The organism is Caldibacillus sp. 210928-DFI.2.18, assembly GCF_020554505.1.
Lineage (GTDB): Bacteria > Bacillota > Bacilli > Bacillales > Caldibacillaceae > Caldifermentibacillus > Caldifermentibacillus hisashii.
This window is the reverse complement of sequence record NZ_JAJCHL010000092.1, coordinates 1-11,585: the sequence shown is the minus strand read 5'-3', so window position 1 is coordinate 11,585 and position 11,585 is coordinate 1. Positions and strand designations below refer to the sequence as shown.

At 40.5% G+C, this 11,585-nt stretch carries 14 protein-coding genes, 1 pseudogene and 1 riboswitch; of the genes and pseudogenes, 5 read left to right on the top strand and 10 right to left on the bottom strand.

The window, feature by feature from the left end; genetic code table 11:
- Positions 1-108 precede the first annotated feature (108 nt).
- Entirely contained in the window at positions 109-597 is a 489-nt protein-coding gene (moaC, locus tag LIZ98_RS14955) for a cyclic pyranopterin monophosphate synthase MoaC (protein ID WP_227140111.1), read from the top strand.
- Positions 598-652: 55 nt separating this feature from the next.
- Here moaC and modB read toward each other — a convergent pair whose 3' ends face one another.
- The 4 genes from modB to mobA form a co-directional block, all read right to left on the bottom strand.
- Positions 653-1,315 (bottom strand): molybdate ABC transporter permease subunit, encoded by a 663-nt coding sequence (gene modB / locus LIZ98_RS14950; protein WP_227140104.1) that lies wholly within the window; start codon positions 1,313-1,315, stop codon positions 653-655.
- Between the two features lie 174 nt (positions 1,316-1,489).
- Entirely contained in the window at positions 1,490-2,269 is a 780-nt protein-coding gene (modA, locus tag LIZ98_RS14945) for a molybdate ABC transporter substrate-binding protein (protein ID WP_051988950.1), read from the bottom strand.
- A 14-nt stretch (positions 2,270-2,283) separates the two neighbouring features.
- The gene (locus tag LIZ98_RS14940) at positions 2,284-2,793 is read right to left on the bottom strand and encodes a MogA/MoaB family molybdenum cofactor biosynthesis protein (RefSeq protein WP_095141824.1); all 510 of its coding nucleotides are present in this window, start codon (positions 2,791-2,793) and stop codon (positions 2,284-2,286) included.
- Between the two features lie 15 nt (positions 2,794-2,808).
- Positions 2,809-3,423: a molybdenum cofactor guanylyltransferase gene (gene mobA, locus LIZ98_RS14935; protein WP_227140105.1), complete on the bottom strand. Its 615-nt coding sequence runs from the start codon at positions 3,421-3,423 to the stop codon at positions 2,809-2,811.
- Between the two features lie 126 nt (positions 3,424-3,549).
- On the opposite strand from mobA, the gene LIZ98_RS14930 reads away from it, so the two are divergent.
- On the top strand, positions 3,550-4,257 hold the full coding sequence (locus LIZ98_RS14930) for a Crp/Fnr family transcriptional regulator (protein ID WP_227140106.1): 708 nt from the start codon (positions 3,550-3,552) through the stop codon (positions 4,255-4,257).
- 84 nt (positions 4,258-4,341) lie between these two features.
- On the opposite strand, the gene mobB is transcribed toward LIZ98_RS14930, so the two are convergent.
- From mobB to moaA, 6 genes are read right to left on the bottom strand one after another with little or no spacing between them, the layout of a single operon-like run.
- The gene (gene mobB / locus LIZ98_RS14925) at positions 4,342-4,836 is read right to left on the bottom strand and encodes a molybdopterin-guanine dinucleotide biosynthesis protein B (protein WP_227140107.1); all 495 of its coding nucleotides are present in this window, start codon (positions 4,834-4,836) and stop codon (positions 4,342-4,344) included.
- Positions 4,837-4,841: 5 nt separating this feature from the next.
- Positions 4,842-5,075 (bottom strand): molybdopterin converting factor subunit 1, encoded by a 234-nt coding sequence (moaD, locus tag LIZ98_RS14920; RefSeq protein WP_095141829.1) that lies wholly within the window; start codon positions 5,073-5,075, stop codon positions 4,842-4,844.
- Positions 5,072-5,545, bottom strand: coding sequence for a molybdenum cofactor biosynthesis protein MoaE (locus tag LIZ98_RS14915; protein ID WP_227140108.1), 474 nt, complete (start codon positions 5,543-5,545; stop codon positions 5,072-5,074). Before LIZ98_RS14915 ends, moaD begins: the two co-directional genes overlap by 4 nt.
- Positions 5,545-6,801, bottom strand: a complete 1,257-nt coding sequence (locus LIZ98_RS14910; protein ID WP_041847981.1) for a molybdopterin molybdotransferase MoeA — start codon at positions 6,799-6,801, stop codon at positions 5,545-5,547. Before LIZ98_RS14910 ends, LIZ98_RS14915 begins: the two co-directional genes overlap by 1 nt.
- Before the next feature lie 12 nt (positions 6,802-6,813).
- Positions 6,814-7,824, bottom strand: coding sequence for a MoeB/ThiF family adenylyltransferase (locus LIZ98_RS14905; RefSeq protein ID WP_227140109.1), 1,011 nt, complete (start codon positions 7,822-7,824; stop codon positions 6,814-6,816).
- Between the two features lie 36 nt (positions 7,825-7,860).
- The gene (gene moaA, locus LIZ98_RS14900) at positions 7,861-8,871 is read right to left on the bottom strand and encodes a GTP 3',8-cyclase MoaA (protein ID WP_227140110.1); all 1,011 of its coding nucleotides are present in this window, start codon (positions 8,869-8,871) and stop codon (positions 7,861-7,863) included.
- A gap of 226 nt (positions 8,872-9,097) precedes the next feature.
- On the opposite strand from moaA, the gene LIZ98_RS14895 reads away from it, so the two are divergent.
- The 3 genes and pseudogenes from LIZ98_RS14895 to LIZ98_RS14885 all read left to right on the top strand — a co-directional run.
- Positions 9,098-9,346, top strand: a complete 249-nt coding sequence (locus LIZ98_RS14895; RefSeq protein ID WP_227092896.1) for a metal-sensitive transcriptional regulator — start codon at positions 9,098-9,100, stop codon at positions 9,344-9,346.
- A gap of 279 nt (positions 9,347-9,625) precedes the next feature.
- Positions 9,626-10,297: a type 1 glutamine amidotransferase domain-containing protein gene (locus tag LIZ98_RS14890; RefSeq protein WP_041846895.1), complete on the top strand. Its 672-nt coding sequence runs from the start codon at positions 9,626-9,628 to the stop codon at positions 10,295-10,297.
- A gap of 212 nt (positions 10,298-10,509) precedes the next feature.
- A riboswitch (PreQ1 riboswitch) is annotated at positions 10,510-10,553 on the top strand.
- A gap of 291 nt (positions 10,554-10,844) precedes the next feature.
- Positions 10,845-11,045: pseudogene (locus LIZ98_RS14885) on the top strand (DUF7411 family protein); the annotation flags it as partial.
- Between the last annotated feature and the right edge of the window lie 540 nt (positions 11,046-11,585).

The following is an 11,585-nucleotide window of genomic DNA, read 5'->3' as shown; positions in this document are numbered from 1 at the left end:
GAGCACTTATACTTAATTCTTAAAATTTCCAACTACGTCGAATTCGCTTCTTTGCGGAAATTTATACTTTCGCTTAACATAAAAAATAGAAAAGACAGGTGAATGAATGTGGCTGAGTTTACCCATTTTAATGAAGATGGCCGGGCAAAAATGGTTGACATTTCTGCTAAAGAAAAAACATCACGAAGAGCGGTTGCAATATCCAGTGTATTAATGAGTAAAGCCGTATACGAAAATATTACCGAAATGAAAAACAAGAAGGGGGATGTGTTGGCGGTTGCTCAAGTTGCCGGTATTATGGGGGCAAAACAAACATCAGCGCTAATCCCGATGTGCCACCCAATCTCCATTACCGGTGTAGATCTTTCGTTTGAGTGGGAACCGGTTGAAGGTGAGCAGTACAAACTGTTAATCCAAGCCGAGGTTAAGACGGTAGGAAGTACAGGGGTGGAAATGGAGGCACTCACTGCCGCTTCGGTTACCGCATTAACCGTCTATGATATGTGTAAAGCGGTAGATAAAGGTATGGTCATCGGTCCGACCTATCTACTAGAAAAAAGCGGCGGAAAAAGTGGAGACTTCAAACGAGGAGAATAATTAACTAATAAACCGCCCTTAATCAATAAGGGCCGGTTTTTTCACTTTATTTGAGTCAATTTCTGGTCTTGCTTCGATCATTCGTAAAAAACAATAGAATAAAAGAAAATAAGATACTGATTACACAATAGTACCAAGCAGCCGTCATGTTACCAGTTTCAATTGCAAAAAAGATGGCTGTCGGGATTGTTTGCGTGTGGCCCGGAATATTGCCGGCAAACATAAGAGTAGCGCCAAACTCGCCAAATGCCCGTGTAAAACTTAACGCAATTCCCGAAAAAATTGCCCGCGCCGATAAAGGAATTAACTGCCATTTTAGCAATTGCCAATTTGATGCCCCGTCGACTTTGGCCGCATCAATAATCGTACGGTCAATGGAGAGAAAGCCGGTTTTCATGGACTGATACATTAATGGAAAAGCAATGACGGAAGCTGCAAGGACGGCTGCCGGGATGGTAAAAATGATACTTCGGCCAATTAGCCATTCAAGAGCTTGACCTATCGGGCTGTTTTTCCCGAAAATGACAATTAAAAGAAATCCGATAACCGTTGGGGGTAGGACTAACGGCAAAAAAATTATCGTTTCGACAGCGGCTCTCCCGCGGAAGCTTTTAAAAATCAGCCAATAGACAGCGATAATTCCGATAAAAAATGTAATGATTGTTGCGACCGTTGCAACAAAAATTGATAATTGCACCGGATACCAAGAAAAACTCATTTTTTATTCACCTAATTTCTGGCAATGGCGAAAAATACAAGGTACAGACAGATCCGGGAGCCCGGCTGTGTCGCTTTGAACATCCCAAATACCATGTGACGAAAAATACAAGGTAAAAATAGATCCCGGGGACTGTCAACCGTCAAACGTAGTAAGAAAACAAGGACATAACTTTCAATCTCCAACTCTATCAAATCCGTATTTTTTAAATAATTCCATGCTCTCATCACGAAATATAAAGTGGTAAAAATTTTCGGTTGCCTTTTTTTTCGCATCATCGTGCTTATTTCCATCAATAATGCCAAAATAATACTTAATTGGATCATGGGTTGAATCATCAATCCGCTCAACGACCTCAATATGATCTTCACCTAATGTATCACTTACATAAACAATGCCGGCATCGACCGACCTTTCTTTAACAAACGTAAGAACTTGCCGAACGTCCTTTGTATAAACTAAGCGCTCCTGTACATCGCCCCAAATACCAAGATTTTCTAGTGATTGTTTCCCGTAGGTGCCGGCCGGGACCGCATCCGGCGTACCAAGGGCAATTTTTCCATTGGAGTCAAGTAAATCGTTGATGGAAGTCAGCTCACCATTTACCGGTTGAATCAATACTAAATGATTTTGCAAAATGGCTTGCCCCTTTTTAATAAATCCAGCTTCATCCAACAGCTTGTAATCTTGTTCTGAGGCTGAAAAAAAGATATCTATCGGTGCTCCTTGTTCAATTTGTTTTCGTAAAGTACCACTGCCGCCAAAGTTATAATTAATTTTAATGTTTGGATATTGATGTTCAAATCCTTCCTTGAGCTCTAAAAGGCTATCGGTCATACTCGCTGCTGCAGATATGGTCAATTCAACTTGATTTCCGCTATCAGCTTTTGGGCTTGTACAACCGGTAAGAATAATCAACAAACTTAATAAAAGTAAATATACTTTCTTAGCCAAAATGATTTACCCCTTTATAAATCTTTATGAATTTCATTAACCGCATGTTTTATTTCCGGTAAAATCAGCTTTTCCATCGCTAATTTCACTGCTCCTGTTGAACCGGGCACCGAGAAGACAATGCGATTATTGGCTATTCCTGCTATGGCACGGGAAAGAATGCTTGCAGAACCGATATCAAATTGATAACTTAAATAACGAAAAATTTCCCCAAAACCGGGCAACTCTTTTTTAAAATATGGACGAATCGCTTCTATTGTTACATCACGCTGAGAAATTCCGGTTCCACCGTTAAAAATGACGGCATCAATCGCATCTTCATGGATGGCAGTCTCCAATGTTTTTTGAATTGACGCAACATCATCCGGAATGATTTCATACATGCCAATATGATGGTTATCAGTTTTCAGCAGTTCAATAATGGTTTGACCGCTTTTATCGGTGTCTTTATTACGCGTGTCACTAACGGTTATCACCGCACAAGTGACCGTTTTGAGCTTGCCGCTGTCATGACAATGTCCCATACGTTTACCTCCAATCTACTTGAGTTCTTCTCCAAATATTGAAACTTCCGGCTGGATATATTGAAAGAAATCAGTTTTCCGGTTAATATTGATGAAAGATTGTTCTATGTTCATCGGAATGTACCGAATATTGAACTTTCCAATTAGTTGCTGAACCGATCGTTCTCCATTCTCAAGCATATGTCTGATTTCGTCCTTAATTGAGTAGTTATAGATGGCAATCAATGGTTGCTTTTTCCCTGAAACAATGGGTACAATGCCGTCTATATTTTTATCAATGAATTTTATTAACTGTCCAAAAATCGAAGCTTCTACAAAAGGGACATCAATGGGTGTTACCATATACCATGGGGACGCCCGGTACTCCATCGCAGAATAAAGACCAGCAAGTGGTCCTTGACCTCGAAATTCTTTTACATCATTAATAACTGCCACATTATGTCTATCCCTTTTAAACTTTTCTTGCAAATTCGGTTTGGTAACGATCACAATGGATGAACAGAACGGTTGGATGGCATTGATGGAACACTGGTAAAAAGGCGTACCGTCAATTTCAGCAAATGCCTTAGGTGAGCCGAATCGACGTGACTCTCCGCCTGCAAGTACAACGCCTTGGTATATATCGTTCATAACTGTTGCCCCATTTCTGTTGTATTTTTTACTATGACAATATTGTTAACATCCCGAAAGAATTCTACCCGTTGTGATACAATATAGTTATGTTTGTAAACTATCATAGTAAAGGGGGGAGAACCTTTGCAAACTTTGTCCAATAAAAGAGAACGGTTATCTGATGAATTACGGCAATTGTTAAAATCGATCGGAACCGTTCGATCAATCCATGAAGATTCTTATCTCTTCCATCAAGGGATGGATGCGAAAGAAATGTATTTAATCAAATCCGGTTTGATCCAAATTAGTATGCTCTCTTCAGAAGGGGAAGAGATGGTGCTCCGGATTTGTAGAACGGACGACATCGTAGGCGAACTGACCCTCTTTTGTGATGATCCGAAGTATTTACTGAATGCAAAAATCATCGAATCCGGAGAAGTATTTGTCATCAACATTGATAAATTACAAAAAGAATTAATGATCAATCACCATTTGTCCATTGAGATGATGAAATGGGTAAGCAACCATATGAGAAAGTTTCAAACTAAATTACGGGACTTACTGCTCAACGGTAAAAAGGGTGCACTGTATTCAACGCTCATCCGCTTATCTAACAGTTATGGTGTTCAAAGGAATGATGGTATTTTGATTGATATGGCCTTCACCAACCAGGAACTTGCCAGATTTTGCGGTGCAACTAGAGAATATATCAACCGGATGCTTGTCGAGTTAAGAAAAAAAGGAATTCTATCCATCGATTCATCCGGTAAAATCTTGATTAAAAATCTACAATATTTAAAGGAAAGGAATCGTTGTGAAAACTGTCCGGTAGAAATTTGCAATATTGACTGATTGCTGGATTTAGCACTTTGGATGGCTTTTGCCACTGGTCATCAGATAAAATGTAAAACGCCCTCCTCAAAACAGGGTGTCTTTTTATTTATTTGGAAAAATTGTTTCGCTAATCCAATGGCATAGTTTCTTTTCCTCACCTTTCAGAAAAGTCGGTAGAGATGGATGATCCATTGGAAACCAAGTCATCACCGCTAAAATATTTGTTAAAGATTTTAATAGATGCTGATCGTTTTTATTTTTTAGTAAAACAATTTTCGGATAGTTTTCATTTTTAAAGCCTTCCACCACTAAAACTTCCGCACCCAATCGTTGGTAAAAGGGGAGGATTTGCGAAAGTTCCCAACGGCCTTGGTTTGCCAGTTGTAAAATATGTTCGCCGGTTACGCCCGAAACAAAGGCACCTGATGTACGATGTTGTTCACTATCCGTATTGGAAATTCCGGCAGGTTCGCCGCCATGTCCGTGATGTTTTAAGGAAGCAACACGAATACCTATTGTTGTGAATGTTTCGATAAGGTGACTTGCAAGTGTAGTTTTTCCACTGTTTTTATAACCGACAATTTGAATGATTTTCATCCCGGTTACCCCCCACTGACAGGAGGAATTAAAGCTACAACGTCACCTGCACGGATGACGTCATGATCCAATGCATATTCTTCATTGACCGCAACCATGGTTGTCTCCATTTGCGATAAATGGTAGGATTCTGTCAGAGTTTGCTTTAAATCCTTCACCGTTATTTCTTTAATAGCGAGTTTAAGCTCTCTTTGGCCGATTTCATCTTGCAGGTGGGCAAAAAGTAAAACTGTAATCATTCATTATCCCCTTCCAGTTTCGGTTTTCCTGTTGGGTAAGCGACATTTTCCAATTGGTCACCAATCCATGTTTCACCGTTTTCCCAATGTTCTTTTTTCCAAATAGGGACGATTTGCTTAATGCGTTCAATGGCATATTCGTTAGCTTCATAGGCAGCTTTCCGGTGTGGAGAAGAAACGGCGATACATACGGCAATATCGGAAATATCCAGGCGCCCAATGCGATGGGTGATTGCGATCTTTGTATCCGGCCATTTCCTTTGAATCTCGTCGCCAATGGTCTTTAGCATTTTTTCTGCCATCGGGATGTATGCTTGATACTCCAAGTAAAGCGTCCGTTTGCCTTTCGTCCATTCCCGTACCGTCCCGATAAAAGTTGTCATTGCACCGGCGTTTCGGCTTTCGACTTTTTTTATTAATTGGTCAACCTTGATTGGCTCACTCGTGATTTCAAACAATTTTTCTTTCATCACGATTCTCCTTCTTGATCTTCCAGTAATAAACAGGAAACTTCCATTCCTTTTGTAAAACCTCTTGTACCCCCGGGCAAGTTGATAAGCACATTTGCTTCCGCTAAAGAAGAGACGACATTTGATTTGTCCAAACCAATAGGATAAGCAATGATTTTTCCGTTTTCAAAAGATAAGCGGCCTCGGACAAAGCGGTCGAACGGGTTTGGTTTTGGAAAATCGGAACCGAGAGTTGCAATCGTCTTTTTCACTATTGGATTTACACAATGTAGATAGGCACGTATCATCGGACGGGTAAATAATTCGAAGCCGACATAACAGGCCGATGGGTTCCCGGATAGGCCAAATAAGAGTTTCCCGTCCTTCACTGCAACGGTTGTCACACTGCCCGGACGCATACCTACTTTATTGAACAAAACTTCCGCACCAAGTTTTTGATAAATGGCTGGTAAATAGTCATAATCACCGACTGATACGCCGCCTGTTGTAATTAAAAAGTCTACTTTATTTAAGGCGTCGGCCACTTGCCTAAAACAAGTATCAAAATCATCATTGAATTGGCCAAAGTTAACAGGTTTCCCGCCGGCCCGTTCGATTTGGGCTGCGACCATATAGGTATTGCTGTTACGGATTTTCCCGGGTTGGAGTGGTTCATCTACCTTTAATAATTCACTGCCGGTTGCAATAATGCCAATCGCCGGTTTCGTGCTGACCGGAACTTGTTTATAACCGAATGTGGCAAGCAAGGCGACAACACCCGGATTTATATACGTTCCTTTTGGGGCAAGGACGGTGCCTTTTTTTGTATCCTCCCCGATTAAGGAAATATTGTCGCCCGATTTTACTTTCCGTCTCACTTGAATGAAAGGTTTTCCGTCTGTTTCAATTTCGCACACTAACTCGAGCATGATGACCGCATCGGCACCTTGGGGAATAGCTGCACCGGTCATAATTCGTACCGCTTGCCCCGGTTGCAGCATATAAGGAAATACACTGCCTGCCCCAATTTCACCGACCACTTCCAATTGAACGGGATTTGTGCTTGATGCATGTTCCGTATCCGCTGCAATGATCGCAAATCCGTCATACGGGGAGCGGTTAAAGAAAGGGACATCATGCGTAGCAATCAAATCGTCACCAAGAAACCGGCCAAAACTTTCTTCTATTGGAAGGAATTCGATTGAGCCGCTTTTTTGATAGGCCATTACTCGTTTGATCGCTTCATCCACTTTAATAGGTTTTCGTTTTTCTACCATTTTTGTTCCCACCTAACCGACTAATTGATAGTAAATAGTTTTTGCAATTTCTTTTGAGTTTGTGCCATGGATTAAAGCCCGTCCATCGCGGAAAAATACAATCCGGTATCCTTTATATTCAACAGAAACAAGATATGGATTGGTTTTTACCGGTCCAACCGTTTGTAGACGACCGGCTAAAGTTTCGATTTCATATGCTCGGTTCGAACGGATCTGGACCGTATTTCTGCCGCAAAGCACTTCTGATTTTGTTTGAAACTCATAGTTTAGATGTGGATAGCTTGGTTCATTTCCGCAAGTCGGACAGGTATCTTTTTTTGCACGTGCAACATTGATCATCTGGTACTGGTTATTCCATAAATCAAAGGTGACCAGTTTTGTCCGTAATGCTTCTGTATCCTCAACGAAAAGTTTAAGGGCTTCCGTTGTTTGATGGGCAGCTACCATTTGTACTGCCGGGGAGATGATTCCAACTGAGTCACAGGTGGCGTTCATCGCCGGTGTTATGTCCAGTAAACATTGGAGGCATGGGGTTTCATTGGGGAGAATCGTATAGCTCATCCCCGTACTGCCGACGCATGACCCCATAATCCAAGGAATATTCATTTTGTGGGTAAGATCGTTCAGGGTAAGGCGAATATCAAAATTATCGGTAGCATCCATGATAAGATCAACATTATCCAAGAGCGGGAAAAGGGACTCGCTTGTCGCATCCATTACATATGCATCAATTTTGACCATTGAATTGATGGCATGTAGCCGATTTTTTGCCGCTACTGCTTTTGGTATTTGGTCAAGGCAATCTTGTTCCGTGAATAAGGTTTGCCTTTGCAGATTGCTATATTCGACATAATCGCGGTCGATGATGGTAAGCTTGCCAATGCCGGCTCGAACTAACATTTCCGCATTCACCGATCCTAATGCCCCTAAGCCGACCATGAGCACATGTTTTTCACTAATTTTCTTTTGTCCGGCATCACCAATTGGTTTGAACTGTTTTTGCCGAGAATACCGATCTATCATAGCCGATGCTCCTTTCTGTTGCTGTCCTTTTGTTAATTAACCGCCGATATAGGACATTTCAATTTTTTTCCGGTTTCTTGCCGTCTCTTCTGTTCGTTCATCGGAGTATCTGTCCGTTCTCGCACCCCAAATCTGCATGATCGTTTCAGTCAGCTTATGATCGTCTGCACCGGATCTGAGTAATTGTTTTAAATCAAAGCCGTCTGTGGCAAACAGGCAAGTGTACATTTTTCCATCTGCCGCAAGTCTAGCTCTCGTACAAGTTGAGCAAAATGATTCAGAAACCGAGGTGATAAAACCGACTTCCGTATTTGTCCCTTTGTAACGATATCTTTTTGCCACTTCGCCTATATAGGACGGGTCGACAGGTTCCAATTCATAATGCGCTGAGAGAAGGGTGTAAATTTCTTTTTTCGTCATAACGTTTTTGAGGTCCCAGCCATTTGTAGAGCCAACGTCCATAAATTCAATATATCTTAAAGGGATGTCGTGCTGTTTGAAATATTCAGCCATAGGGAGAATTTCTTGTTCGTTCATTCCTTTTTTCACGACCATGTTTATTTTGATGTTGAGACCGACTTCTTTTGCTTTATGAATTCCTTTTAAAATATGAGTGGAAGGCACACCACTATCATTAATTTGCTGACATAATTTTTCATCAAGGGCATCGAGACTAACATTTATTCGCTTAAGACCGGCATTTTTTAAGTCGCCGGCTAATTTTTCAAGCAGAACGCCATTCGTAGTCAGTCCGATATCTTCCAATCCATCAATTTGTGTCAGCCGCTCGATTAAAAATGTGATGTTTTTTCTTAGAAGCGGTTCGCCACCGGTCAGACGGATTTTTTTTACCCCAAGAGAGACAAAAATTTTTGCCAAACGTTCAATTTCTTCAAAACTAAGGAGTTGTTCTTTCGGCATAAAGGCAAAGTCCCGTCCAAAAACCTCTCTTGGCATGCAATAGCGGCAGCGGAAATTACAACGATCCGTAACAGATATTCGTAAATCATGCATTGGCCTGCCTAATCTATCAGTTAACACCGTCATACGATGATCTCCTTTAATATGACTTCATATATTCATTTTATCGTTTTTTGGGAGTTTCTCTGTAAACTACATCACAATGTCACGAAAAATATGGATAAGCTCTTTTAAAGCATAATCCTTTTTATGATTAGTTTATTTTGGAATGGATAAAGTATGAGTGGGAAATAGAAAAAATCATTTATTTATAAGGATGAATTAAAAAAATTAATCGGAGTATAGTAAAGATATTAAAAACCGCTTAAAGCGAATCGAAGGACAAGTTCGCGGAGTACTTCGTATGCTGGACCAAGAGGAAGATTGTAAAGAAGTAATTACCCAATTAAGTGCAGCGAGAAGTGCTTTGGATCGGGCGATTGCACTAATAGTGGCGACAAACTTAGAAAAATGCATTCGTGAACAAATGGAAGAGGGAGAAGATCAAGCTCGTTCTGAGGTCATTAAAGAAGCGGTGCAGCTTCTCGTAAAAAGCAGATAAATCGATCGACCGGCTGGCATTTGGCATTGAAAGCGGGTTGTCCATGAATTAGTGTGGATGGCTATTCGAAAGTGCAATAAGAGGCGGCTCTCTGCATTTCAAAAAAGGGAATATCAGCAAGGCAGTTTGAAGGTCAGAATGCTGTTTAGAACATCGATTGAACCTTGAATAACGATTTTAAGGTTCATCAAACCGAAGCATATCTTTTGTTTTATCAGGAAAGAATCATTATAATGAATTCGGAAACGTCATGAGGCTCAATTAAAGGAGGTACATCAAATGGCGAACAATAAACGTATTCTCATGGTAGTGACCAACCATACAACGATTACGGATGATCACAAGACGGGACTTTGGCTGGAAGAGTTTGCGGTGCCTTATTTGACCTTTAAGGAAAAAGGATATGATGTCAAAGTAACGAGCATTAACGGCGGAGAAGTTCCTCTTGATCCAAATAGCATAAAAGAAAAAAATCCGGATTGGGTTGAAGCGGAAAAAGAATTAAAAAACACAGCGAAATTAAGCAAAGAAGATGCCGCTGGATTTGATGCAGTGTTCCTCCCTGGAGGGCATGGCACCATGTTTGATTTTCCGGATAATGAAACGTTGCAATATGTTTTGCAGCAATTCGCCGAAGATGGAAGAGTCATTGGCGCTGTTTGCCATGGTCCGGCGGGGCTTGTCAACGTCACCTATAAAGACGGTACTCCATTAGTGAAAGGGAAAAAAGTAGCCGCTTTTACGAATGAGGAAGAAAGGGAAACGCAGCTGGACAGACATATGCCATTTTTACTGGAATCCAAGCTGCGTGAAAAAGGGGCGAACTTTGTTTCGGGTGAAAAGTGGTCCGATTTCTCTGTCCGCGACGGAAATTTGGTAACAGGACAAAATCCACAATCCAGCAAAAGCACGGCTGAAAAAGTGATTGAAGCGATTGAAAATCAGGAATAACAGACCTGGAACTGTTCTAAATAGAAGTTGAATTTACGATTTTTCACACCGTTCGTCTTGTTGAACGGTGTGTTTTCCTTGTGAATGGAAAAATAAGACAAATGAATGGATGGATCCTGATAGTAGTCGAATCTATAAAAATGTGCTATAGTAAACAATCAGAATGATGAATGATCATTTGAACAACTCCATAAGAAATCCGTGCATAACGCGCGGGAGAGGTTCGCGAACTCCCTCTATAAAAAACTAAGGAGAGACATCCGGCCAGGAAACAATGTCCGGGCTGCCGTTCTGCATGTCTGTCAAAGCACGTTTCCCTTTAGTTCGTACGAAATGGAAAGGTGCTTTTTATTTGATTTGATTTTAAAAGCGGCAGTCAGTTATTTGTTTCTTTGCTGATGGATGGGGGAGGTTGCGTCATTTTTCTGCGCAATCTTTTTTATTATGTTGACGATTGCTCAATTATGGACTTCGTGGACCCGGAAGGCCTTGTTCAAATGGAGAAAGAATTCAATAATGACAATTTATATAAGAAAAGGTGAAGATCATGTTGAATGAGGAAAAAGCGGTTGTGGTATTCAGCGGAGGACAAGATAGCACAACATGCTTATTTTGGGCTTTGAAAAATTTTCAAGAAGTTCAAGCGGTGACTTTTGATTACGGACAACGTCACCGAAAAGAGATAGAAGTGGCAAAAACGATTGCTCATGATCTTGGAGTGAAGCACACAGTGCTGGATATGTCTTTATCGGTAGGTATAAACTGATTTTTTTGTTTATAATGAAATAATAGTGATATAGATTGAAAGTTTAACATTTATATTTTTTGGGTTTTGAAAGGCAGGGGTATCACTTGCATATGCTTCAAAATAAAAAACTTTTTTTAATCTGGATGGCACGAATGATTTCAGGCTTGGGCGATTGGATCTTTCTCATCGCAATGCCACTATATATTTTTGATATTACTAAATCAACTATTGCCACAGGTTCCATGTTTATTATTCAAATGTTACCCCGATCGATATAATCGAAGAAAAATTATGATTATAACAGATATTTGCTCTGCCTTAATTCTACTAATGATTACCACTTACACATATGTTATAGAGTTTTCTATTTTATTTATAGCTGTAATGTTCTCTCTTCTGAATATTTGTAATAACATATTTTTTCCACCTTCAAGGGCTTTTATGCGCTCGACTTTACCTGAAGAAAAATTGGTTCTTGGCAATAGTTTATAAGGATGGGCGTAAAACCCCTACGCCTTTAGGCTAGGGGATGTAAGCCCT

What these genes read in the sequence shown, in the direction of transcription:
- LIZ98_RS14905 (WP_227140109.1), bottom strand. Translation starts at nt 7,824, where the DNA reads ATGATAGATCGGTATTCTCGGCAAAAACAGTTCAAACCAATTGGTGAT.
- modB (WP_227140104.1), bottom strand. Translation starts at nt 1,315, where the DNA reads ATGAGTTTTTCTTGGTATCCGGTGCAATTATCAATTTTTGTTGCAACG.
- LIZ98_RS14940 (WP_095141824.1), bottom strand. Translation starts at nt 2,793, where the DNA reads ATGGGACATTGTCATGACAGCGGCAAGCTCAAAACGGTCACTTGTGCG.
- LIZ98_RS14910 (WP_041847981.1), bottom strand. Translation starts at nt 6,801, where the DNA reads ATGGTAGAAAAACGAAAACCTATTAAAGTGGATGAAGCGATCAAACGA.
- moaD (WP_095141829.1), bottom strand. Translation starts at nt 5,075, where the DNA reads ATGATTACAGTTTTACTTTTTGCCCACCTGCAAGATGAAATCGGCCAA.
- LIZ98_RS14890 (WP_041846895.1), top strand. Translation starts at nt 9,626, where the DNA reads ATGGCGAACAATAAACGTATTCTCATGGTAGTGACCAACCATACAACG.
- mobA (WP_227140105.1), bottom strand. Translation starts at nt 3,423, where the DNA reads ATGAACGATATATACCAAGGCGTTGTACTTGCAGGCGGAGAGTCACGT.
- mobB (WP_227140107.1), bottom strand. Translation starts at nt 4,836, where the DNA reads ATGAAAATCATTCAAATTGTCGGTTATAAAAACAGTGGAAAAACTACA.
- LIZ98_RS14915 (WP_227140108.1), bottom strand. Translation starts at nt 5,545, where the DNA reads ATGAAAGAAAAATTGTTTGAAATCACGAGTGAGCCAATCAAGGTTGAC.
- moaA (WP_227140110.1), bottom strand. Translation starts at nt 8,871, where the DNA reads ATGACGGTGTTAACTGATAGATTAGGCAGGCCAATGCATGATTTACGA.